Below are 22,730 nucleotides of genomic sequence, written 5' to 3'. Positions count from 1 at the left end.
GGTTTGGGCGGTCCGCTCTACGCGAACTGCTCGTCGTACAGCTCCTGAGCGTGCTCGATGGCGTCGAAGGCGGCCTGCTGGCCCTCGAAGCCGAGGGTCTCGACCTCTTTGCCCTCCTCCAGATTCTTGTACGTCTCGAAGAACTCCTCGATCTCGTCGAGCTGCTGTTGTGGGATGTCTTCGAGGTCCTCGATGTGGTCGTAGCGCGGGTCCTCACTCGGGACGGCGATGACCTTGTCGTCCTGCTCGCCGTCGTCGTCCATCTTCATGAGCGCGACGGGACGCGCCTCGATGACGCAGCCCGGGAACGTCTGGTCTTCGACGAGCACGAGCACGTCGAAGGGGTCCTCGTCGTCGTAGTACGACTGCGGGATGAAGCCGTAATCCGAGGGGTAGTGGACGTTCGAGTGGAGCACGCGGTCGAGCACGACGCCCGGGATGTCCTTGTCGTACTCGTACTTGTTGCGCTCGCCCTTGAGACACTCAACGACGGCGTAGATTTCCTCGGGCGCGTTCGGTCCCGTCTCCATGTCCTCCCAGAGATTTGCCATACTCCGCGCTGGGATTGGCTGTCAAAAACCACTTTCGATTACTCTGTACGGCCGATATTCGGTGAGTGACATCCTCCCGCGTCTAAAGGCGCGGGCCTCCCACCCAGTGTTGGACGGGCAGGTCAATCCTGAAGATTGGGGGTCTAAGATTTGCTGGACAGTCAGCCAGTGGCTCTGTCACGAAGCCGTTACTCGTACCCTGTAGAGGGCTTCGAGTTACCTGATTGTGTAACGACTGTCGGCGTGGTCGGCTTACTTTTTGATTTCGACTAAGAGTCGTGGTGAACACCGAGTCAACCGCCAGTTCCCCACGCATACATTCTGATACGGTTGTTTGTGATTTAACCTGTCGGATTCATCTGGTGGCTAACGCCACCAGTATTCTCCTCGAACCTCTATAATACCTCAGGAGCTTACCGAAACTCTCTAAGGCCTATCGAGACGTACACGGTGGTAGACACAACGGCGAGCCCGCTGGCAGAACAGATGTTCGCCAAGTGTTAAATACGTCAACTACGTTAACAGTACCATGTCAGAGGCACAATCAGTCACGGGCACCCCAGGCATTGCAAGCGAACTCACGGCGTTCCAGCGGAACATCCTCACCATCCTCGCGGAGGAGGCACGCTACGGGCTCGCCATCAAGCGCGAACTCGAGGAGTATTACGGGACGGAGGTCAACCACGGCCGACTCTACCCGAATCTCGACGACCTCGTCGAACTCGGGCTCGTCGAGAAGAGCGAACTCGACAAGCGGACGAATCAGTACGAACTCACCGAGGAGGGCATCGACGTGCTACTCGACCAGTACGCGTGGGAGTTCGAGAAGTTCACGGCCGCCGAGGAGCGCGTCGAGGCGCTCGAAGCACGACTCAACTGAGTCTGAGTCTGTTTCTCCGAGTCACCAGCCCCGGAGCCGCGGCTACGTCGACTCTGCAGCCTCGACGGTGAGTTCGACCGACTCCTCCAGTGCGGCCCGCTGTTGCTCGTCGGGGAAGGCGTTGCGCGGATAGTAGTCAGTGATGAACTCCCGTCGCTCGGGGGGCGTGAGCTGTTCGATGGGCTTCGCGTAGTGGTTGCCGGCGAAGTCGGCGAGCCGGTGGGCGTTGTAGCCGTGTAGCTCGCCGTGTTCGCGCTCGATACGGTCGGCGACGGCGCGGTTGTGCTCTTCGACCGCGTGCCAGTTGTCGCCGTCGCCTGTTCCCGACAGCTGGCGCTCGATTGCCTCGTCGGTGTCGACGCGCTCCATCACGACGGTTCCCTCCTCGTCGGTCCAGTCGTCGGGGTGTAAGACCAGGTGGGTGTCCGTGTCGCCGGAGCGAAGTCTAGCGACGTAGTCGTAGTCGGCGAGCAGTTCGTCCCGGCGCTGTCGATAGCGGTCGGCCTCGGAGACGGTCGGGTCGTCGCCGTCGAAGGGAGCGTCGTGTTCAGCGCGCTGTTCGACCTCGCGGGCGAGTTTCGTCAGGCGTTCCGCCTCGTCGCGGATATCATCGGGAAGCATCGAAGGCGTCGTTCGCTAGGTTATCGGCCCGCTCGTTTATTTCCCGCGGAACGTGCTCGATACTCCAGTCGACGCCGGACAACAACTCTCTGACGCGGACCCGGCGTTCCCGGAGGTCGGGGTCGTTCGTGTCCCACTCCCCGCGCACCTGTTTGACGACGAGCTGTGAGTCGCCCTTGATTTCGAGCGTGTCGAAGCCGCGGGCGGTCGCCACTTCGAGCGCCCGGATGAGCGCCTCGTACTCGGCACGGTTGTTCGTCATCCGGCCGACCTGCTCGCCCCCCTCAGCGGCGATACCGTCACCGGTGACGATGGCGTAGCCGATGGCCGCGGGACCGGGATTGCCGCGACACGCGCCGTCGAAGTAGACGTAGGCGCGACCGCCGCCGCCGCGGAGGAGACCGACCAGCCGGTCGGTTCGTTGGCCCTGGACGACGACCTTCCCTTCGTAGGCGACGGCGGTCGCGTCACCGTCGGTCGCGCGCCACTGCTCGTGGTCGGTGTTGCCGGGCGTAATCTCGACGCCGGCCTCGCGGAGTCGGTCGCGGGCGTCAGCGGTGTCACACTCGATGACGGGCATAAACGGAGTTTCCGGCCGACGGCGTTAGGGCTGTCGTGTCGCGGGAACCCGGCCACAAACGGGTATATAAATCGGGGGCGAGAGACGGGAACGGCAGCGCGTCAGACACTCCCCAGTGGGCGGATTCGGCCCGTTTTGAGAGGTCAGATACCCGGGTGGTTTTATACCACATTCGGCTGTGGGGAGACATAAGATGACACGACCCAGTCGCGAGCGCACCCGAACCCGCGAGGCCGGCGAGAGTGAGGAGACGACGGAGGTCGAGAACGCCTGTCCGGAGTGTGGGACGGATTCGCTCGTGACGACCGGCGACCACGAGGTCGTCTGTGACGGCTGTGGGCTCGTGGTCGAGGAGTCGAACATCGACCGGGGACCGGAGTGGCGGGCGTTCAACCACTCCGAGCGGCAGTCGAAATCGCGCGTGGGGGCGCCGACGACCCAGACGATGCACGACAAGGGACTGACCACCCAAATCGACTGGAAGAATCAGGACGCGTACGGTCGCTCGATTTCCTCCGAGAAGCGGAGCCAGATGCACCGGCTCCGGAAGTGGCAGGAGCGAATCCGGACGAAGGACGCCGGCGAGCGCAATCTTCAGTTCGCGCTGAGCGAAATCGACCGCATGTCCTCGGCGCTGGGCGTGCCGCGGTCGGTGCGTGAGGTCGCTTCCGTCATCTACCGGCGCGCGCTCAAAGACGACCTCATCCGCGGTCGCTCCATCGAGGGGGTCTCGACGGCGACGCTGTACGCCGCCTGTCGGAAGGAAGGGATTCCACGCTCGCTGGAGGAGATTTCGGAGGTCTCGCGCGTCGAACGCAAAGAGATCGGCCGCACGTACCGGTATCTCTCACAGGAGCTCGGACTTGAGATGGAGCCGGTCGACCCCAAGAAGTACGTGCCGCGATTCTGCTCCTCGCTCGATGCCGGCGACGAAGTGCGCGCGAAGGCCAAGGAGATAATCGATAAGACCGCAGAGCAGGGACTGCTCTCGGGGAAGTCGCCGACGGGGTACGCGGCGGCCGCGATCTACGCCTCCTCGCTGTTGTGCAACGAGAAGAAGACCCAACGCGAGGTCGCGGAGGTTGCACAGGTGACGGAGGTCACCATCCGGAACCGCTACCAGGAACAGATCGAAGCGATGGGGCTGTACTGAATCGCTAGCCGTAGCGAGCACAAGACATATTTCCGGGGACCTCCGATTGGTAGTAGATACCACGCTCATGAACGAGGTCCAACTAGAGGTGGCGAAGGCGTACCCGAACGACTCCGGTCGCGGCATTGCGCGGCTCGACCCGGATACGCTGCTTCACCTCAAGCTCTCGCCGGGAGACATCATCGAAATCGAAGGCGCAGACACCACCGCGGCGAAGGTGTGGCGCGCAGACCGGCAGGACTGGAACACTGACACGGTCCGCATCGACGGCTTCACTCGCCAAAACGCCGACGTCGGTATCGGCGAACGCGTCACCATCACGAAAGCCGAGGCGACGAAAGCCGACAAGCTGGTGCTCGCCCCGCCCGAGGAGGCGTCCGTCCAGTTCGGCTCCGATGCCGCCGGGATGGTCAAACGCCAGATTCTGAAACGACCGGTCGTCGAGCGCGACATCGTCCCCGTGATGTCCTCGACGAACCATCCGTTCATGCGCTCGCCGGGACAGGCAATTCCGCTCATCGCCATCGAGACCGAGCCGGAGGGCGTCTGTCTCATCACCGAAGACACCGAGGTCGAACTCCGCGAGGAGCCGATTTCCGGCTTCGAGAAGACCGGCAGCGGCATCACCTACGAGGACATCGGCGGGCTTGGCGACGAGATTCAACGCGTCCGCGAGATGGTCGAACTGCCGATGAAGCACCCGCAGATCTTCTCGAAGCTCGGCATCGAGCCGCCACAGGGCGTGCTCCTACACGGCCCGCCGGGCACGGGGAAGACCCTGCTTGCGAAGGCCGTCGCCAACGAGACCTCGGCAAGCTTCTTCTCCATCGCCGGACCGGAGATCATCTCGAAGTACTACGGCGAGTCCGAACAGCAGCTGCGTGAAATCTTCGAGGAGGCGACCGAGGAGTCCCCCTCCATCATCTTCATCGACGAACTCGATTCCATCGCTCCAAAGCGCGAGGACGTGACCGGCGAGGTCGAACGCCGGGTCGTCGCCCAGCTGTTGACGATGATGGACGGGCTCGAGTCGCGCGGGCAGGTCGTCGTCATCGGGGCGACGAACCGCGTCGACAGCGTCGACCCCGCGCTCCGCCGCCCGGGCCGGTTCGACCGCGAAATCGAAATCGGCGTCCCTGACGAGAAGGGCCGCAAGGAGATCGCCCAGATTCACACCCGCGGGATGCCGTTGTCCGACGACGTGTCGCTCGGGGCGCTCGCCGACGACACGCACGGGTTCGTGGGAGCCGACATCGAGAGCCTGACGAAGGAGGCCGCGATGAAGGCGCTGCGCCGTTACCTCCCCGAAATCGACCTCGACGAGGAGGATATCCCGCCGAGTCTCATCGACCGGATGATTATCAAACGCGATGACTTCGACGGCGCGTTAAACGAGGTGAGTCCCTCGGCGATGCGAGAGGTGCTCGTCGAACTCCCGAAGCTCTCGTGGAACCAAGTGGGTGGTTTGACCGACGCCAAAGAGCAGGTCCAAGAAGCCGTCGAGTGGCCGCTCTCCTCGCCCGATAAGTTCGACCGCTTCGGCATCGACCCGCCGGCCGGCGTCCTGCTGTACGGCCCGCCGGGCACGGGGAAGACGCTGATGGCGAAGGCCGTCGCCAACGAGACGAACGCGAACTTCATCTCGGTGCGCGGACCACAGCTGCTCTCGAAGTGGGTCGGCGAGTCGGAGAAGGCCATCCGCCAGACGTTCCGGAAGGCGCGACAGGTCGCACCGACCGTCATCTTCTTCGACGAGCTCGACTCGCTGGCTCCGGGCCGCGGCGGCGGCACGGGGACGAACGTGAGCGAGCGCGTCGTCAACCAGCTGCTGACTGAGCTTGACGGACTCGAAGAGATGGGCGACGTGATGGTCGTCGCGGCGACGAACCGCCCGGACATGATCGACCCGGCGCTCATCCGCTCGGGGCGGTTCGACCGGCTCGTCATGGTCGGTGAACCAGACCTGGAAGGCCGCGAGCAGATTCTCAACATCCACACCGAGGACATGCCGCTGTCGCCGGACGTGAGTCTGCGCGAACTCGCGGAGATCACCGACGGCTACGTCGGCTCCGACCTCGAATCCATCGCGAGAGAAGCCGCCATCGAGGCGCTGCGCGAGGACGACGACGCCGACACGGTCGAGATGCGCCACTTCCGGCAGGCGCTCGACAGCGTCCGTCCGACCATCAACGAGGACATCAGGGACTACTACGAGGGCATCGAAGACCAGTTCAAGGGAAGCTCTTCCGGGCTGGACCGCACGGGCGGCGCCGGGAAAATCGGCTTCCAGTAGCGCCCGACTCTTTTACAGTATCGTCGCACCGGGACCGATTGCGGTCTGAAAGGCGCGCGCCTCGATATCTTCCTCGGCGAAGGCCTCGATGGTCGCGAGCGCGATGTCCCGCTGCGTGTCACCCGGACAGACCGCGAGAATCCCGGGACCGGCCCCGGAGATGGTGACGCCGCTCGCGCCGGCATCGAAGGCAGCCTGCCTGACGGTGTCGTAGCCGTCGATGAGCTTTGCGCGGGCCGGCGTCACAATCGGGTCGTCCATGCCGCGGCCGACGAGCGCCGGGTCCGAGCGTGCGATCCCCGCAGTCAGGGTGGCGGCGTTGCGGACGGTCTCGACCACCTGGGACATCTGGGCGTGCTCGGGGACGACCTGTCTGGCGTCACGCGTCGAGATGACGATTTCGGGGAGACAGGCGACGAGCGAGATGTCCGCGTCGAGACAGGTGACGCCGTCGTCGCGAGCGATGGTGAAGCCACCGAGGATGGAGGGGGCAACGTTGTCGGCGTGAGCGTCACCGGAGACGACCGCCTCCCCCTCGGCGGCGATGGGAACGAGCTCCTCGCGGGTCTTCCCGCGGTCGTACAGTTCGTTGAGCGCGACCGCAGCGGCGGCCGCGCTGGCGGCGGACGAGCCGAGTCCCGATGCCGGACGGACGCCCTTCTCGATGCTGATGTGAGCGGGCGCGTCGAGCGCCTCGGCGACGGCTCCGACGGTGTTCTTCTCGGGGTCTTCCGGAATGAAACGCGAGCCGACGCCAGACACGTCGATGGTGGTGCGGTCGGCCTTCTCGACGGTGACCACGTCGCTGGGGCGGTCCAGCGCGACGCCGAAGGTGTCGAAGCCACTTCCGAGGTTCGCACTCGTGGCCGGTGCCCGCACGCGAAGCATACCAACGTCGTTGGCGGGTGCCCCGATAAAACTACCCGAAGCCGAGAGTGTCACACCACGGGGGCGCGGGGGTCACGCCACCGGGGGCTTTTTCGCTCGCGCGACCATCTGTCGGAGTATGAGTGCGCTTCGTGAGGCACTGGGGAATCTTCCGGAAGCGGTGTTCGCCGACTTGCTCGAGAGCGACGAGGCGTATCGCGTCGTTCTCGACCTACCGGGGGTCACGGCCGACACGGTGGACGTGACCGCCGAGGGGGGCCGCCTCCGTATCGAGGCCCGCCGCGACAAGGACGTGCCGACGGCGTTCCGCTACGTCACCGAGGAGCGGTCGCTGTTTCTCGACACCGAACTGCCGCTGCCGCCGACGGTCGATGCACCGGACGCGACAGCGACGGTCGAGCGCGGCGTCCTGACGGTGACGCTCCCGAAGACCGCGGTGACGGGGGGGACGAGCGTCCCGGTGTCGGACGCCTGACGTGGCCGTCCTTCGCGCGTACCGTCGATTCGTCGTCGTCGCGGTGCAGTTCCTGCCGCTGTTGGTAGCGTACGCCCGCGACCGCAAGCGATTCATCCTCTTCGGGAGCGGTCGGACCGTCGACACCGAGACCCGAAGGCGGCGCGCGCGGTCGCTGCTCGAGTCGTTGCTCACGCTCGGGCCGACGTTCATCAAGCTCGGTCAGCTGCTCTCGACGCGGCCCGACGTGTTGCCGCCGGAGTACATCGAGGAGTTCGAGGAGCTACAGGACCGCGTTCCGCCGGCCGAGTGGACGGACGCCAAGCGAGTGTTGGAAGAAGAGCTCGGTCCCGTCGAGGAGTCGTTCGACGAGTTCGACACCGACGCCATCAGCGGCGCGTCGCTCGGACAGGTCCACGTCGCGGAACTCGACGGCGAGCAGGTGGCGGTGAAGATTCGTCGCCCGGGCGTCGAGTCGCTCGTCGAGGCCGACCTCTGGGTCATCTCCACCCTGTTGCCGCTGTTGATGCGGTTCGTGGACGACTCGCGCTCCTTCTCGATGGAGACGCTGGCCAACGAGTTCTCCCGCGTCATCCGCGACGAGATGGATTACCGCCGCGAGCGGGAGATGCTCCGCGAGATTCGCGCGAACTTCGAGGGCGACGACCGCCTCCGAATTCCCGACGTGTACGAAGACCGGTCGACCGACCGCGTGCTCACGATGGAGTACGTCCCGGGGACGAAGATCAACGACATCGACAGCCTCGACGACCTCGACGTCGACCGGACTCGACTGGCCGAGACCCTCCAGCGGGTGTATCTTCAGATGATCGTCGACGACGGCGTCTTCCACGCAGACCCGCACCCCGGCAACCTCGCGGTACAGGACGACGGGACCCTCGTCTTCTACGACTTCGGCATGAGCGACCGGGTGGACCCCTTCGTCCAGGAGAAGATCATCGACTTCTACGTCGCCATCGCACGACAGGATACGGACGCAGTGCTCGACACGCTCGTCAGCATGGGGACGCTGTCGCCGGACGCCGACCGCGAGGTGATGAGCGAGGTGATGGAGCTGGCTATCGCAGACGCCCGCGGCGAGGACATAGAGCAGTACCGCGTCCAGCAGATCGTCATGCAGATCGAAGATACGCTGTACGAGTTCCCCCTTCGGCTCCCACCGAATCTCGCACTGGTGTTGCGCGTCGCGACGGTCGTGGAGGGCGTCTGCGTGACCCTCGACCCCGAGTTCGACTTCATCACCGTCGCGACCGAGTATCTCGGCGAGGAAGGCTACATAGAAGAGGGGGTCCGCGATGCAGTCCGGGATACGGGCACGCAGCTGTCGGAGACAACCCAGTCGCTGTTCCGCGTCCCGCCGAAGCTGGAGGACGTACTCGACACCGTCGAGCGCGGGAACCTGGAGGCGACGGTGGAGTTCCCGAACGACCCGCCGATGTTCCGGAAGCTGGCGAGTCGGCTCATCTACGGCATCCTGCTCGCGTTCGCGCTTCCGTCGACGGCGCTGTTGTATCTGTTCGCGTCGCTGCAGGTGACGGTCGTCGCGGCGGTGCTCGCGCTCGGCTTGGTGGTGCTGTTGTACCGCTCGTTCACGAAGTCGAGTTCGAGCATCAGCGCCCAGCCGCAGTTCACGCGCCAGAACCTGAACCGACGCGACGAGTGACAAACTCCATACTGCGAGCACACCTACGCCGAGTATGGACACGGTAGTCATCACGGGGGCGAGTCGCGGCATCGGCGCAGCCATCGCACGCGAGTACGGTGAACACGGCGACCGAGTCGTCTGTTGTGCCCGGTCGAAGGACGCGCTCGACGCCGTCGCGAGCGACGTGCGTGAGGCCGGCGGCGAGGCGATCGTCCAGCGGGCGGACGTGCGCGACGAGTACGATATGGAGCGGCTGATGGAGACGGCCGCCCGCGAGGGCGGCGAGGTCGACACCCTGTTCGCCAATGCCGGCGTCTACCACGGCGCGCCCGGCGAGACGCCACTCGCAGAGGAGTCGTACAGTGCCTTCGACGAGCACACGCAGGTGAACGGCCGGGGCGTCTTCGCGGCGATACGCGAAGCACTCCCGCATCTGGCCGACGACGCGCGCCTACTCGTCCCCTCGGGGAGTATCGCTCGCGACGCCAGCGCTGGCTTCGGCTCGTACGCCGCCTCGAAGGCGTTCGCCGAGGCGCTCGTCCGGCAGTTCGCCGCCGAACTCGAGTATCCGACGGCCGTCGTCGACCCCGGCCAGGTTTCCTCGGAGCTGACCAACGGGATGCAGGGTCGCGACCCCGACGACGTGGCTCCGATGTTCCGGTGGGCCGCGACCGAGACCGACCCCGAGGAGATGGACGGGGCGGTGCTCTCGCTTCGCGACTGGAAGTCCGCAACGCGATAGTTAATAACTTCAGCTCGCACGTTGTGAACCGACGCCCTTATTGTTAATCTTCGACTCGAAGTTAGTAATGACAGGTGACACTGGGCGGACACAGGCGGGCGGGCGCTCGCTCGTCGGCGTCGGCGCGACGGTGCTGTTGGTCGTACTGCTCGCGGTGGGGTACAGCGTTGGCGAGCGGAAGGTGCTCGTGGTCTCCGCGGTGGCGTTTCTCGCGATGGCCTGCTTTGCCGTGCCGGGCGCTCGCGCGGCGGGAAAACAGAACGCCCGCCGGCTCGTGTGGGGGTACGGACTGGCCGCCGGCGCGATGGTCACCTCGGCGAGTCTGTTCTTGCTCCCGCAGGCGTTCGCGCTCGGACAACAGAGCGGCGGCGTCCTCGGCGCGAAGGCCGGCGGCGTCGGCGTCGCGCTCGGTCTGCTTGCGGCCTACGGCGGCCACACCATCGGCCACCGGCTCTCGCACCTAAACTCGGCGTTCGACAGCACCGCGGCACAGATCACGGCTCACGCCCTCTCTGCCGGACTCGTCATCGGGACCATCTACGCGGCGCTCCCGACGGTCGGCTATCTGCTCGGGCTCTCTATCGTCTCGCACAAGGGACCGGCCGGCTACGCCGCCGCGCGACGGCTCCGCATGGCCGGCAAGCCGGTCTCCGTCCTCCTGCTGCCGGCGGCCGGCGTCGGCCTGACCGCAATTCCCGTCGCTCTGCTCAATCCGACCTTCTCGATGGAGATGAAGGCCGTCCTGTTCGGGTTCGGTGCCGGCGTCTTTCTCCACGTCGCGATGGACTTCCTCCCCGAGTGCGAGACGGGGACGGAGGTCGGCGAGGTCGCACAGCTGTCGGAGAACGCCCACGCGCTGCTCGATAAGCTCCGCGTCCACGCCGTCGGCTCGACGGCGACGGGCGCGCTGGCCGTCGTCGCCGCGTGGCTCCTCATCTGACCCGTTCGGCCGCGACGGTCCGGGGTTCGGTTACTCAAACGCCGGTTTGTGTCTCCAGCCGGCTTATCTGCGAGAACGGTGTAGAGAGGGTATGACTGACGGACACCAGTCGACCCGACGTGCGCTCTTGCGTGTGGCCGGCGTCGCGACCGCCGCCGGTCTCGCCGGCTGTACCGGCAGTCCGAGCGACGGCGGAAGTGGTGATACCGGTGGGGCCGATACTGAGACGCCGACAGACACCGAGACGCCACCGCCGGAGGACGCGGCCGGTCGCGTGCGGCTCGTCTCGAGCGACGATAACCCCGACCTCGCCGTCGAGCCGGCGGTGATCGTCGTCGAGGAGTTCGTCACGGCCGACGGGCCGGCGGTGCTTCGGGTCGACGTGGAGAATCCGACCGACGAGACCGTCGTCGGGGAGTACCGCGACGTGGTGTTCCAGTACGTGTCGAGCAGCGACTTCAGCTACCAACTGCTCCCGCACTCCGAGCGCTCAACGACGGGCGTGCCCGAGCGCGAGCGGCCGCCGTATCCGACCGACGAGGACGCGCCGTGTTGGCGGCTCACCGAGCCGCTGGCCCAAACGACGGAGTACGGGACGGTGTCGATACCGGCCGACGGCACGTTGACCGCGTTCGTCGGCCTGTACGCCAATCCCGACGCCGAGACGTGTCTCCCGACCGGCGAGCACCGGTTCGAAGCGACGTACGGAATCGAAGAACCGGTCGGCACGTCGAGCGGGACGGCGACGGACGACGCGTGGACGACCGCCGAGTGGGGCTTCTCGCTGTCCGTCGAGTCGCTATAGCCCGGTCGGGTGGGAGATGTACGTCGTGTCGAGTCCCCACTCCTCGGTGAGCGACTGGAGCGCCTTCACGCCCAGCGTCTCCGTCGCGTAGTGGCCGGCGAGAAACACCGAGATGCCCGCCTCTTTCGCTTCGTGATACGCCGGCTGTTTCCCTTCGCCCGTGACGAGCGCGTCGACGCCGAGGTTGCGCGCTTCGTCCAGCCAGTCGGTGCCGCTCCCGGTGAGCACGGCGATGTCCGACAGCTCGTCGGGACCGAAATCGAGCACCTGCACGTCGCCAGCGCCTTCCAGCGTCGCGAGTTCCGCTCGGAGTTCCCTCGTCGAGAACGGCGCCTCGGCGCGACCGCGCTGGCCGGCGTGACCCGGCCCGCTCTCGCCGAACGGTGCGACGACATCGAGGCCGAGCCTGTCACACAGTCGGGCGGCGTTGCCGTACTCGTCGTGGGCGTCGAGGGGGGCGTGGGCTGCATACAGCGCGATATCGTTATCGAGCAGTGCTCGGACACGATCGTACTCCTTGCCCGTCACGCGGTCGATACCACCCCACGAGATGCCGTGGTGGACGACGAGCGCGTCCACGCCGGCGTCGGCCGCTTGCTCGAACGTCTCGACGACCCCGTCGACGGCGAAGGCGACGTGGTCGACGTCGGCTGACTCAGGACCGACCTGTAGCCCGTTGACGGCGTAATCCGCGCCGGCCCACTCGTCGACCTGCAGTTCGGTGTCGAGCCGTTCGACGAACTCGGAGAGATGCATATCCGAGCCACGGGAGCGAGGGTGTTAGGCGCTCGGCTCCGCCGCGTGGCTGAAGACGAACTCCCGGAGCAGTTTGCCAGCGAGCGAGGCCGCCTGCCCGTCGTCGCGGTCGTTCACCTCCACGGTGTCGAAGGCGATACAGTGGGGCGCGACAGCGCGCACCACGTCGCGCATCTCACGCGAGGTGAGTCCGAACGGCTCCGTCGTCCCCGTCCCGGGCGCGAAGGCCGGGTCCGCGCCGTCGATATCGACCGAGAGGTACACATCGCCGTCGAACGCGGGCGTCCACGCGCTCACATCCTCGGGGGGGACGACGGTCACGTCCGACTCGGCGGCGCGCTCGTACTCCTCGGGCGAGCCGGTGCGTGCTCCGATGACGACGGCCTCGTCTGCAACGTCGAGGGCGTGGCGGGTCGCGGTGGCGTGTGAAAGCTCGTTGCCGTCGTACTCGGTGCGCAAATCGAGGTGGGCGTCGACGGCGACGAACACGTCGGGGTCGGTCGCGCGCACGCCGGCGACGGAGACGGTGTGTTCACCGCCGACGAGTAGTGGCGTCACGCCGCCGTCGTGCCACTCCCGGAGGTCGGCTTCGAGGAAATTCAAGTACTCCGCGGCGTCGTCCCACGCGTGGAGGTCGCCGGCGTCGTGGACGGAACGGTCGGTGAAGAAGGAGTCCGTTCGGCGGTCGTAGTCGTCGAAGGTCCGCGCGAACCGGCGGATACGGTCCGGGCCGAACCGCGTCCCCGGCTGGAAGGTGGTCGATACGTCGAGTGGTGCACCGACGACGGCATACTCTGCGTCGTCGGGTGCGGCGTTCGCGCCCGGAAACTGAGACATGGCCGGGCTTCGGCGTGCATCTTAAACGACCTTGCGCTGGTCTTCGTACTCGAGGAACTCGATCTCATCGTCGGCCGACACGTCGAGTTCGTCCGGGACGCGCATCGTGAACGTCTCGTAGGTCTCGAGGTCCATCACCTGCATCTCGCCGGAGCTGGTGGAGACCACCTGCCCCTGCTTGCGCGTGATGATGGGAACCCACACCTTCGCGTCGACGGGGTTCGTGAAGTTTCGCTTTTGCCCGCCGTCGAAGACGCCCTGTCCCTCGACGCGAGCCTTCGCGCTGCCGTGTTTGCCCGGCTTCGACGTGCTGTAGGCGGTGATGACCGACGGCGTGTCGTTAATCATCACGTAGTTACCTTCCTGCAGTTCGCGGACCTCGGTCTGCTCTCGTGCCATAATCCTGCATTTCCGCTTTGTCGGTATAAACGGTACGATACCCCTCAGACGCGGCGTGTGAGAAACGCGTCCAGGCGGGCGAGTCCCTCCGTCAACTCCTCGCTCGCTAGCCCGAACCCGATGCGGAACCGGTCTGGAACGCCGAACGCGCCACCGGGCGCGAGCAGCACTGACTCCTCGCGGACGAACGCCTCACAGAACGCCCGGCCGGTCGCGAAGCCGTCGGGCACGGTCGGAAAGCCGTTGACGCCCGTGGGTTCACGCCACGACATGCCGTGGTCGGCGAGGAACTCGTCCACGCGCTCGCAGTGGTCGCGCGCCTGCTCGCGGTTCTCGGCCAGAATCTCGTCTTCGCGGTCGAGCGCCTGCTTCGCGACGTGTTGCCCGAACGTCGACGGCGAGATGGTGGTGTAGTCCTTCCAGTTTGCGGCCGCCTCGATTACCTCCGAAGGGCCAGCGACCCAGCCGAACCGACAGCCTGCAAGCCCGTGGGCCTTCGTCACCGACGACGTTGAGATGCCGTACTCGCCGAAGGAAGCGACCGGCGGGAGTGGCTCCTCCGCGAGCAGTCGATACACCTCATCACACAGCAGGTAGGTGTCGTTGGCGGCGGCGATGTCGTACAGCTCCCGCATCGTCGCCTCGTCGAGATACCGGCCGGTCGGATTGTTCGGGTTGTTGACGACGAGCACCGCCGTTTCTGGCCGGAGGGCGTCTCGCACGCGGTCGGTGTCGAGCGTCCACGCCGGCGGGTCGAGATCGACGGTCGTCACCTCGCCGAAGGCGTCGGGGACGGCAGACAGGGACTGGTACGTCGGCGCGACGGTGACGGCGTGCTCGCCCATCAGCGCGGCGAACGTCGTGAAGTTGGCCTCCTGTGCGCCACAGGTGAACAGTACCTCGTCGCCCGACCGGTCGTAGCGGGCGGCGACCTGCTCGCGCAGTTGTGGGTCGCCGCCGGTCGGGATGACGTAGCCGAGTTCGCCGGGGTCGGTGTCGAACTCCGCGGTGGAGCGGGACTCAATGCCCGACTCCGCGAGCATGATGTCGGCGTCGTGTTCGAAGCGGTCGAAGAAGCGCTCCAACTCGAACGGCTCGATGTCCATACCGGACCTTCGGAGCCGGGAGAATAGCCCTGTCGGGGGAGGTGTTGCACGCGGACGGACAGAGTTCGACCTCCGCGGTCGGTTCGGGGCGGCCACCGGTGGCTTTTCGACACTGTGGCCCCAAATTCAGGTATGTCACGCTCCGAGTCAATAGCTGTCATCGGGAGCGGCTTCGGTGGCCTCTCGACAGCCTGTTATCTGGCCGACGCCGGCTTCGACGTCACTGTCTACGAACAACACGACCAACTGGGCGGGCGGGCGTCCTCGCTCCAGCGCGACGGCTTCCGCTTTGACATGGGTCCGTCGTGGTATCTGATGCCCGACGTGTTCGAGCGGTTCTTCGACCACTTCGGCCGGGAGCCGGGCGACTACTACGACCTCCAGCGGCTCGATCCCCACTACCGCATCTTCTTCAAGAACGACCAGCGGGCGGCCAGCGACGGCGGGGTTGCAAGCGAAACGGCCCCCGGATTCGGTGAGGAGGCGGGCGCACGCTACGTCGACATGCTCCCGGACCTCGCGAAGAACGTCGAGACGTTCGAGGCACTCGAGGCGGGCGCGGGCGAGAAGCTGGAGTCGTATCTCGACACCTCCGGCGTCCACTACGAGACGGCGATGGAGCATTTCGTCTACGAGGACCGCCCCCGGCTGCGCGACTGGGTCGACCTCGACGTGATGCGCGCCGCCCCCATCGGCCTCCAGTTGCTCGGCACGATGGACGACTACGTGGCCGACTACTTCGACAACCCCCGGCTCCAGCAGATTATGCAGTACACGCTGGTGTTTTTGGGTGGTTCGCCGAAGAACACGCCGGCGCTGTACAACATGATGAGCCACGTCGATTTCAACATGGGCGTCTTCTACCCCGAGGGCGGCGACCCGACCGCGGCGACCCGCGAACAGATGCACGTCGGCGACGGCGAAGTGTCCGGGCTGGCGGCCGTCGTCGCCGCGCTCGTTGACCTCGGCCACGAACTCGGCGTCACCTTCGAGACGAACGCCGAGGTGACAGAAATCGTCTCCCGGCGCGAAGGCTTCGACGTCGAGTTCGCCGACGGCGAGCGCGCGAGCGCGGGCCGTGTCGTCTCCGACGCCGACTACGCCCACACTGAACAGGAACTGCTCCCCGAACACGAGCGGGGCTACGACGCCGACTACTGGGACTCGCGGACGTATGCACCCTCCGCGTTCCTCATGTACATGGGCGTCGAGGGTGACATCGACCCCATCGAACACCACACGCTCGTCCTGCCGAACGACTGGGACCCCCACTTCGAGCAGATTTTCGACGAGCCGGCGTGGCCCGACGACCCCGCCTACTACGTCTGTGCCCCCTCACAGACCGACGAGTCGGTCGCACCCGAGGGCCACTCGAACCTGTTCGTGCTCGTCCCCATCGCCCCCGGGCTAGAAGACACCGAGGAGATTCGTGCTGAGTACCGCGAAACGGTGCTCGATGACCTGAAAGCGAACACGGGTGTCGACCTCCGTGACCGCATCGTCGTCGAAGAGCAGTTCTCCGTCGACGACTTCGCGAGCCGGTACAACTCCATGCAGGGGACCGCGCTCGGGATGGCCCACACGCTCCGCCAGACGGCGCTGCTCCGGCCACCCCACCGCTCGAAGAAGCTCGACGGTCTCTACTTCACGGGGTCGTACACGACGCCCGGTATCGGCGTCCCGATGTGTCTGATCTCGGGTGAACACACCGCCGACGCACTCATCGACGACGCCTGAATGAGCGGTCTCGGCATCGTTCCGGGTCGCGACACGCGACTCGGCTATCTGCTCCGCGTCTCCCGGCCCCGGTTCTGGCTGTATCTCGCCGGCCCGGTCGTCGTCGGCGTCGCCTACGCCGCACAGACGCGGGGCGAGCTATTCGCGCCCGTCGCGGTCGCGCTGTTCGTCTACTTCCTGCTCCCGGCGAACGTCTTCCTCTACGGCGTCAACGACATCTTCGACCGCGACGTGGACGCCGCGAACCCGAAGAAACAGGAACAGGAGGTGCGCTACCGCGGGGAGAGGACGGTCCCGGTCGCGGTCGCGGCGACGGGGCTGGCCGGGCTTGCCTTCCTCCCACTCCTGCCGACTGCCGGCGCAGCCGCGATGGTCGCCTTCCTGCTGCTCGGTGCAGAGTACTCGGCTCCGCCGTTGCGGTTCAAGACCCACCCCGGGCTCGACTCGCTGTCGAACGGGCTGTACGTCCTGCCGGGCGTGGTCGCGTACGCCGCCCTCGCCGGGCAGGCCCCGCCCCTGCTCGCGCTCGCGGGCGGATGGCTGTGGGCGATGGCGATGCACACGTTCTCCGCGATTCCGGACATCGAACCGGACCGTGCTGCCGGCATCGAAACGACCGCAACCCGACTCGGGGAGTCCCGCACCTACGCCTACTGCGCGACACTGTGGCTCGGCGCGGCCGTCGCGTTCGCCCTCCTACATCCCTTCTTAGGTGCGGTGTTTGTCTTTTATCCCGTCTTCGTCGCGGGCATCGCGCTCTCCGATGTGAGCGTCGACCGCGCGTACTGGTGGTTCCCCGCGGTGAATACCGTCGCCGGCGCGCTCCTCACGAACGGTGCACTCTGGGTGCTCATCTATGGCTGACCGGGCACACATCGAGCACCGGCTGAACGGGCTCGTCTCGGAGAATCGGTTCACCATCGCCGTCTTCTTCCCGCTGGTCGGCGCGGTGATGTTGCTCGCGAGCGCCGAACAATTCCTCATTCCAGACCCGCTCGTCTTTCACCCGCTGCTCGTCATCTTCGGGACGGCCGTGATGCGGCTTCCGCTCATCGTCGGCTTGCTCCCGCTCGTGGGGCGGCGCGCGGCAGCCGCCATCGGGCTGCTCACGCTGTACGCCTACGCCATCGAGTACGTCGGCACGACGACCGGGCTTCCGTACGGCGTCTTCGAGTACGGTGTCGACCTCGGGCCGATGCTGCTGGGGAAGGTACCGTTCGGGCTGCCAATCTTCTTTCTCCCGCTGGTGGCGAACGCGTATCTGCTCTGTCTGCTCTTGCTCGGCGACCGGGCGCGGGCCGCGCTCGTGCGCGTGCCGGCCGTCATCGCAACGGTGTTGATGATGGACCTCGTGCTCGACCCCGGTGCCGTCGCCATCGGCTTCTGGGCGTACGACCTCGCGGCGACGCCGTTCGCGGTGTGGCCGTACGATTCGGGACTCGCTTTCTACGGCGTCCCGCTGTCGAACTACGCGGGCTGGGTGGTGTCCGCGACGGTCGCCGTCGTCACCCTCGACGCGGCGTTCGCGTGGACCGACCTCCGTGCGCGGCTCGACTCGTGTGCGTTCATGCTCGATGACCTCGTCTCCTTCGTGCTGTTGTGGGGTGTCGTCAACGCCGTCTACGCCCAGTGGATTCCGGTCGTGTTGGCGGCGCTGCTCGGCGTCGGCTTGTGGTACACGGACAGATTCGACGTGCCGGCCCCGCCGTAGCTCTAGCTACTGGGCCGGCGAGGGAGAGACGCCTTCCCCACGGGTCCGGGTCTCGGCGTTCGGCACCGAAGACACCTTCGCGAACACCGCCTCGGGGTCTTTGTTCCAGATCCAGTGCCAGCGGGCACGGGCGAGCAGCGAGAGCTTCCGACGCTTCGAGATGCTCGGCGTCGCAGAGAGCGTGTCGTAGTCGCGCTCGCGGATGAGCCGGTGGTGGTCTGCATAGAGGATTGCCGACACGAGGATGGCGAACTGGCAGTCGCGGGGGAGATACGCGATACCCTTGACGCCCTCCTCGTAGAGCTTCTCCGTCCGGTGGAGTTCCGCCTCCATCGCCTTCCGGAACTCCGGGGTCGCCTCTTTATTCCGGATCTCCTCGACGCCGGAACCAAACCGTTCGAGCGTGTCGATGGGGAGATACACGCGGTCGAGGTCGTCGATATCCTCGCCCACGTCACGCAGGAAGTTCGTCATCTGGAACGCCTCGCCGAGCTTACGGGCGTGTGGAAGCGCCAGCGACACGTCGTCCGGCTTCATCACGTAGCTCATCATGACACCGACCGCGGCCGCGGAGCCGCGCATGTAGCCGCGCACCTCCTCGAACGTCTGGTAGCGGTTCTTGTCGATGTCGGCGATCATCGCGTCGATGAACGTGTGAATCTCCTCGTCGGGAATCCCGTACGCCTCACGCATCTCCGAGAAGGCCGTCAACACCGGGTCGTCGCTGTCACCGCCGAGAGCTGCCTCGCGAATCGCCTCCAGTTCGGCCCGCTGGTCGGCCGGCGAGGCGTCGCCGGCGTCGTCCACGACCTCGTCCGCGACACGGAAAAACGCGTACAGCACGTAGGTTGCCTCCCGAACTCGCGTCGGTAGCACGCGGGTAGCATACCAGAAGGTCTTACCCGTCGTCTTGTGAATCGATTTGCTCTCTGCGAGCTGGGAATCGTCAACCATTCGTTGTGTGATTTACGGCCTCATTTGGCTTATAGCTTCCTCGATTCTGCCCCCTCACAGCCGACATATCCCGGTTTCGTCGGTACACAGACCACGTATTCGAGCTGTGACCGCAACCCTACGGGGGGATGGCTTTTTATTATCGCGGCGTGTCACCTGTGCTCGTATGACAACGTTTCTGGCAGGCGTCGACAGCGAAGAGACCGCAGAGCATCTGCTCGCGTATCTCCGCGGACGAATCGACGACGACGACACCGTCTATGCGGTGAACTCACAGCGGGGCGGCGACGACACCAGCGACGACGAGGTCGCCGCCGGCAAGAGCGCCCTCGAGCCACTCGAGGAGGAACTGGGTGCCGACGGCCACCAGCTCGTCCGCGGCAACAGCCCGCAGGAGGATATGATCCAGTTCGCCCGCGACCACGACGTCGACGAACTCGTCATCGCGATTCGGAAACGCTCGCCGACGGGGAAGATGCTGTTCGGCTCGACCGCACAGGACCTCCTGCTTGAGACAGACCGCCCGGTCGTGACCGTCCCGCGACAGCGCTAGTCGAGCAGGTTCTCGGCGAGCGTCGGGACGAACGTCCCGATGTCCGTCACCATCCCGACGGCCTGTGCGCTCCCGCGGTCGAGCAGTTGGGTGACGGTCGCCGGGTTGATATCGACACAGACGACCTTCGTCGTGGAGGGGAGACAGTTCCCGACCGCAACGGAGTGGAGCAGCGTCGACAGCATGAGCACCATGTCGGCGTCGTGAGCCTGTTCGCGAATCGCGTTCTGTGCCTCCACGGCGTCGGTGATCGTGTCCGGGAGCGGCCCGTCGTCGCGAATCGACCCCGCCAGCACGTACGGCACGTCCTGTTGGTGACACTGATACATGATACCCGACTCGATGAGCCCCGACTCGACGGCCTCCTCGATGCCGCCCGCACGGATTATCTCCGAGATGGTGTAGATGTGGTGTTTGTGGCCTTTTCGCGCGTGGTCTGCGGTGTCGGTGTTCACTCCGAGCGAGGTGCCGAACAGGTCGCGCTCGAGGTCGTGGACGGCGAAGCCGTTGCCCGCCGAGATACCGTCGACGTACCCCTCACGGACGAGTCGCGCGAGCGCCTCGCGCGCGCCGGTATGGATGAGCGCCGGCCCGGCGACGACGAGCACGTTGCCACCCTCGCGTTTGGTCTCCGCGACCGCCTCCGCCACCTGTCGAATCGTCGTTTCCGAGGGGCGCTCCGAGGAGACGCCGCCCTGCATGAAGCCGAACGCACCGCTGCGGTCGCGGGGGCGTTCGGGCGGCTGGACCCGGATTCCGCCCTCACCGGTGACGATGCGGTCGCCCTCCTCGACGGCGTTGAGCACCTTCGTGTAGGCGCGCGCGCCGTCGTCGGTCTCTTCGACGACGACCGCACAGTCCATCTCCATGCGTTCGACCTCGACCCACTCGTCCTCGTAGCGAATCTGCGTCGGGTGGTTCGTCGTGGAATAAAAGCCCTCGGGGACCACCTGGTCGTCGGGGGCGGGCGTGAGAGTGGCGTTCGCCGGGTCGGCCGGGTTGGCTCCGTTCTGGTGGAGTTCGTGGAGAATCGAGTGGAGCGTCTCGTGGTCCTCGGCCATCACTCGCATCCGGGCGTACGACTGCTGGTCCTTCTGGCGACCGATGTCGAACTCCTCGACGTCGAAGTCACCACCCAAGTCCATCACGATGGAGAAGGCAGACTGCATCATCCCCGAGTCGATGATGTGGCCCTCCAACTCGACGACGCGTGAAACGGTCATACCACACCCAGTGTGCGGGGGGTCAAGTCACTACTGCTCGCGGCGCACGTCGAGCGCGCCGACCCGGCCGGTGAGCCGGTCGTGAAACGCCTCGACACCCGCGGGGCTCGTCGCCGACCGGACGTGGAGTTCGACGCGTTCCTCGCGCACCCCGAGCCGGAAGGTGTCGTCGGTGTCGTCGTCGTGAACCAAGAACAGCGGCATCGGGAGGTCGAACCAGTCGCCGTAGCGGTACGGCCCCGCATCGAGCAGCTCCTGCACCTGCTCGGCCAGTCCGTCCGAGCGGCGGGGTACGAAGACGAACACCGTCCCGCCCTCGTACTCCATCCCGCGGGCACGCGAGTGGCTCCGCTCCGGATGCGTGATGTCGAACCGCGACCCCGCCGACGGCTCGCGCTGCTCGTCGCGCAACGCGTTGGCGGTCGTGAACTCGGGGTCGTCGTCCACACCGTCGATAGTGTGTAATCGGATATAAGTCTCGGGCCGCCGCGGGGGATTTTTCACCGCTGTGGCCCTCTGTGTGGTATGTGCGGGCGCTACAGCATCTATCTGCCAGCCGACGACATCGAATCTCGGTTCGGCGTCGAGGTCGGTGACGACTACGAGCCACACTACAACGCCGCGCCGGGCCAACGGCTGCCCGTCGTCACTAACCACGAACCGGACGAGCTGACCCACCACGAGTGGGGGTTTCAGCCGTCGTGGGCCGACTCGCGCATCATCAACGCTCGTTCGGAGACGCTGGGAGAGAAGTTCGCCGACCCCAAGCAACGACGGCGCTGTCTCGTGCTCGCGGACGGCTACTACGAGTGGGCGAATCTCGGCGACGGCAAACGCCCCTACCGAATCACGCGCAGCGGCGAGGAGCCGTTCGCGATGGCCGGCATCTGGGAGCCGTACGAGCCGGAGACGACACAGACCGGTCTCGACGCGTTCGGCGCGGGCGGTGAGGGAACCGACGAGCCGGAGGCCAGGTTCTCGATACTGACGACCGAGGCCAACGCCTTCCAGTCGACGTACCACCACCGGATGCCCGTCGTGCTCGCGCCCGGCGAGGAACAGACGTGGCTCGCCGAGGCCGACGAGTCACTGCTCGCTCCCTATGACGGCGACCTCGAGGCTTACCCGGTCTCGGAACGCGTCAACAGTCCGGCGAACGACGATCCCGAACTAGTCGAGCGAGTCTAGTCCTCGCGCACGGACAGCCCCTCCAGTTCGGCCGCGATGCTGGGAGACTCCTCGTCTTCGAGCCCCGCCTGAACCGCACGGACGAGCGACTCCACGTCGTCGGGGTCCACGTCGACGGAGAGCTCGAGCTCGACGGTGAGCGCCGCGCGTTCGCGCTCGACGGACCGGGTCTCTACCTCGCCGGGGAGATACAGGCCGTCGTTGGTTCGGTCGAGCACTCCGGCCCAGACGAGAAGATCCAGCAGCGTGCGACAGCCGATGCGCTCGCGGCTGGTATCGAGGTCGGCACCGGTCACGTCGGCGACACGCGCGAGCAGGTCGTCTTCCGGCATCGCGCCCCCGCGGAGGATGTCGCGCAGCCGACTGCTTGGGGGCCACGCAGAAAGAATCGTGTACGCGCGGCTCTTGGCGTTCGGCTCGTCGTCGCTCGCGAGCGCGGCCGCGAAGGCGGCCCCGCGGCTCGTGAGCTGGTGGTCTTGCCCTTCGGCTTCGAGGACACCGACGGCTTCCAGAAACGCCGTCTGGCGGCTCGTCGCGTCGCTGTAGCCGGCCTGTTCGGCCGCGGCGGCGGTATCGACTGGCTGGTCGTCGCCGCCGGCGCGGTACCAACCGACGATGACATCGAACAGCGTGTCGCGGGCGATTCCCTTCGGAACGGTCATACGCGATAGTTGTCGGGCGCGAAAATAAAAC

General features: G+C 66.1%; 25 protein-coding genes. 13 read left to right on the top strand and 12 right to left on the bottom strand.

Translation table 11 applies throughout. The features are described 5' to 3' along the window. Window positions 1-17 precede the first annotated feature (17 nt). Window positions 18-551: an inorganic diphosphatase gene (locus DMP03_RS06070; RefSeq protein WP_152119810.1), complete on the bottom strand. Its 534-nt coding sequence runs from the start codon at window positions 549-551 to the stop codon at window positions 18-20. A gap of 529 nt (window positions 552-1,080) precedes the next feature. Between DMP03_RS06070 and DMP03_RS06065 the strand changes: the two genes are divergently transcribed. Further along, window positions 1,081-1,431: a PadR family transcriptional regulator gene (locus DMP03_RS06065; protein ID WP_152119809.1), complete on the top strand. Its 351-nt coding sequence runs from the start codon at window positions 1,081-1,083 to the stop codon at window positions 1,429-1,431. Window positions 1,432-1,473: 42 nt separating this feature from the next. Here DMP03_RS06065 and DMP03_RS06060 read toward each other — a convergent pair whose 3' ends face one another. Further along, the gene (locus DMP03_RS06060; protein WP_152119808.1) at window positions 1,474-2,052 is read right to left on the bottom strand and encodes a DUF7108 family protein; all 579 of its coding nucleotides are present in this window, start codon (window positions 2,050-2,052) and stop codon (window positions 1,474-1,476) included. Further along, on the bottom strand, window positions 2,039-2,632 hold the full coding sequence (rnhA, locus tag DMP03_RS06055; protein WP_152119807.1) for a ribonuclease HI: 594 nt from the start codon (window positions 2,630-2,632) through the stop codon (window positions 2,039-2,041). Before rnhA ends, DMP03_RS06060 begins: the two co-directional genes overlap by 14 nt. A 193-nt stretch (window positions 2,633-2,825) precedes the next feature. Here rnhA and DMP03_RS06050 point away from each other — a divergent pair, with 193 nt between their 5' ends. Beyond that, entirely contained in the window at window positions 2,826-3,785 is a 960-nt protein-coding gene (locus DMP03_RS06050; RefSeq protein ID WP_152119806.1) for a transcription initiation factor IIB, read from the top strand. Between the two features lie 67 nt (window positions 3,786-3,852). Continuing rightward, window positions 3,853-6,078 (top strand): CDC48 family AAA ATPase, encoded by a 2,226-nt coding sequence (locus tag DMP03_RS06045; RefSeq protein WP_152119805.1) that lies wholly within the window; start codon window positions 3,853-3,855, stop codon window positions 6,076-6,078. 12 nt (window positions 6,079-6,090) lie between these two features. Here the strand turns inward: DMP03_RS06045 and DMP03_RS06040 are convergent, their stop codons facing one another. Beyond that, complete coding sequence (locus DMP03_RS06040; protein ID WP_152119804.1) at window positions 6,091-6,966, bottom strand: homoserine kinase; 876 nt, start codon at window positions 6,964-6,966, stop codon at window positions 6,091-6,093. Between the two features lie 118 nt (window positions 6,967-7,084). On the opposite strand from DMP03_RS06040, the gene DMP03_RS06035 reads away from it, so the two are divergent. From DMP03_RS06035 to DMP03_RS06015, 5 genes are all read left to right on the top strand, one after another. Next, window positions 7,085-7,441 (top strand): Hsp20/alpha crystallin family protein, encoded by a 357-nt coding sequence (locus DMP03_RS06035; protein ID WP_152119803.1) that lies wholly within the window; start codon window positions 7,085-7,087, stop codon window positions 7,439-7,441. A gap of 1 nt (window position 7,442) precedes the next feature. Further along, on the top strand, window positions 7,443-9,104 hold the full coding sequence (locus DMP03_RS06030; protein ID WP_152119802.1) for an ABC1 kinase family protein: 1,662 nt from the start codon (window positions 7,443-7,445) through the stop codon (window positions 9,102-9,104). Window positions 9,105-9,138: 34 nt separating this feature from the next. Next, window positions 9,139-9,828: an SDR family NAD(P)-dependent oxidoreductase gene (locus tag DMP03_RS06025; protein WP_152119801.1), complete on the top strand. Its 690-nt coding sequence runs from the start codon at window positions 9,139-9,141 to the stop codon at window positions 9,826-9,828. A gap of 67 nt (window positions 9,829-9,895) precedes the next feature. Continuing rightward, complete coding sequence (locus DMP03_RS06020; protein WP_152119800.1) at window positions 9,896-10,768, top strand: ZIP family metal transporter; 873 nt, start codon at window positions 9,896-9,898, stop codon at window positions 10,766-10,768. A 91-nt stretch (window positions 10,769-10,859) separates the two neighbouring features. Next, the gene (locus tag DMP03_RS06015; RefSeq protein WP_152119799.1) at window positions 10,860-11,573 is read left to right on the top strand and encodes a hypothetical protein; all 714 of its coding nucleotides are present in this window, start codon (window positions 10,860-10,862) and stop codon (window positions 11,571-11,573) included. Here the strand turns inward: DMP03_RS06015 and DMP03_RS06010 are convergent. The 4 genes from DMP03_RS06010 to DMP03_RS05995 are packed head-to-tail and all read right to left on the bottom strand — an operon-like array spanning window position 11,568 to window position 14,671. Beyond that, window positions 11,568-12,329 carry a Nif3-like dinuclear metal center hexameric protein gene (locus DMP03_RS06010; RefSeq protein ID WP_152119798.1) on the bottom strand — a complete coding sequence of 254 codons (762 nt, stop codon included), beginning with the start codon at window positions 12,327-12,329 and terminating at the stop codon, window positions 11,568-11,570. The two genes, DMP03_RS06015 and DMP03_RS06010, sit on opposite strands and share 6 nt — an antisense overlap. Before the next feature lie 24 nt (window positions 12,330-12,353). Next, the gene (locus DMP03_RS06005; protein WP_152119797.1) at window positions 12,354-13,166 is read right to left on the bottom strand and encodes an arginase family protein; all 813 of its coding nucleotides are present in this window, start codon (window positions 13,164-13,166) and stop codon (window positions 12,354-12,356) included. Window positions 13,167-13,187: 21 nt separating this feature from the next. Further along, the gene (locus DMP03_RS06000; protein WP_152119796.1) at window positions 13,188-13,565 is read right to left on the bottom strand and encodes a translation initiation factor IF-5A; all 378 of its coding nucleotides are present in this window, start codon (window positions 13,563-13,565) and stop codon (window positions 13,188-13,190) included. Between the two features lie 44 nt (window positions 13,566-13,609). Further along, complete coding sequence (locus DMP03_RS05995; RefSeq protein WP_152119795.1) at window positions 13,610-14,671, bottom strand: aminotransferase class I/II-fold pyridoxal phosphate-dependent enzyme; 1,062 nt, start codon at window positions 14,669-14,671, stop codon at window positions 13,610-13,612. A gap of 132 nt (window positions 14,672-14,803) precedes the next feature. On the opposite strand from DMP03_RS05995, the gene DMP03_RS05990 reads away from it, so the two are divergent. Genes DMP03_RS05990 through cruF form a run of 3 tightly spaced genes read left to right on the top strand, consistent with a single transcriptional unit; the run spans window position 14,804 to window position 18,119 of the window. Next, a complete protein-coding gene (locus DMP03_RS05990) occupies window positions 14,804-16,408 on the top strand; it encodes a phytoene desaturase family protein (RefSeq protein WP_152119794.1) in 1,605 nt (534 codons plus the stop codon). Beyond that, complete coding sequence (locus tag DMP03_RS05985) at window positions 16,409-17,272, top strand: prenyltransferase (protein WP_152119793.1); 864 nt, start codon at window positions 16,409-16,411, stop codon at window positions 17,270-17,272. Continuing rightward, window positions 17,265-18,119: a bisanhydrobacterioruberin hydratase gene (cruF, locus tag DMP03_RS05980; protein ID WP_152119792.1), complete on the top strand. Its 855-nt coding sequence runs from the start codon at window positions 17,265-17,267 to the stop codon at window positions 18,117-18,119. The genes DMP03_RS05985 and cruF overlap by 8 nt, the downstream gene beginning before the upstream one ends. Window positions 18,120-18,125: 6 nt before the next feature. Here cruF and DMP03_RS05975 read toward each other — a convergent pair whose 3' ends face one another. Further along, on the bottom strand, window positions 18,126-19,073 hold the full coding sequence (locus DMP03_RS05975) for a phytoene/squalene synthase family protein (RefSeq protein ID WP_152119791.1): 948 nt from the start codon (window positions 19,071-19,073) through the stop codon (window positions 18,126-18,128). 166 nt (window positions 19,074-19,239) lie between these two features. Here DMP03_RS05975 and DMP03_RS05970 point away from each other — a divergent pair, with 166 nt between their 5' ends. Next, window positions 19,240-19,626 (top strand): universal stress protein, encoded by a 387-nt coding sequence (locus DMP03_RS05970; RefSeq protein ID WP_152119790.1) that lies wholly within the window; start codon window positions 19,240-19,242, stop codon window positions 19,624-19,626. On the opposite strand, the gene DMP03_RS05965 is transcribed toward DMP03_RS05970, so the two are convergent. Beyond that, complete coding sequence (locus DMP03_RS05965; protein WP_152119789.1) at window positions 19,623-20,849, bottom strand: ornithine cyclodeaminase; 1,227 nt, start codon at window positions 20,847-20,849, stop codon at window positions 19,623-19,625. The genes DMP03_RS05970 and DMP03_RS05965 overlap by 4 nt on opposite strands. A 30-nt stretch (window positions 20,850-20,879) precedes the next feature. Beyond that, on the bottom strand, window positions 20,880-21,296 hold the full coding sequence (locus tag DMP03_RS05960) for a hypothetical protein (protein WP_225870726.1): 417 nt from the start codon (window positions 21,294-21,296) through the stop codon (window positions 20,880-20,882). 78 nt (window positions 21,297-21,374) lie between these two features. Between DMP03_RS05960 and DMP03_RS05955 the strand changes: the two genes are divergently transcribed. After that, window positions 21,375-22,037, top strand: a complete 663-nt coding sequence (locus DMP03_RS05955) for an SOS response-associated peptidase (protein WP_152119788.1) — start codon at window positions 21,375-21,377, stop codon at window positions 22,035-22,037. On the opposite strand, the gene DMP03_RS05950 is transcribed toward DMP03_RS05955, so the two are convergent. Further along, window positions 22,034-22,699 carry a hypothetical protein gene (locus DMP03_RS05950; protein WP_152119787.1) on the bottom strand — a complete coding sequence of 222 codons (666 nt, stop codon included), beginning with the start codon at window positions 22,697-22,699 and terminating at the stop codon, window positions 22,034-22,036. The two genes, DMP03_RS05955 and DMP03_RS05950, sit on opposite strands and share 4 nt — an antisense overlap. Window positions 22,700-22,730 lie beyond the last annotated feature (31 nt).

The organism is Halosegnis rubeus (genome assembly GCF_009184545.1).
In the GTDB taxonomy this organism is placed as follows: domain Archaea; phylum Halobacteriota; class Halobacteria; order Halobacteriales; family Haloarculaceae; genus Halosegnis; species Halosegnis rubeus.
The sequence above is the reverse complement of the archived record's forward strand: the minus strand, read 5'-3'. Positions and strand labels throughout refer to the sequence as shown.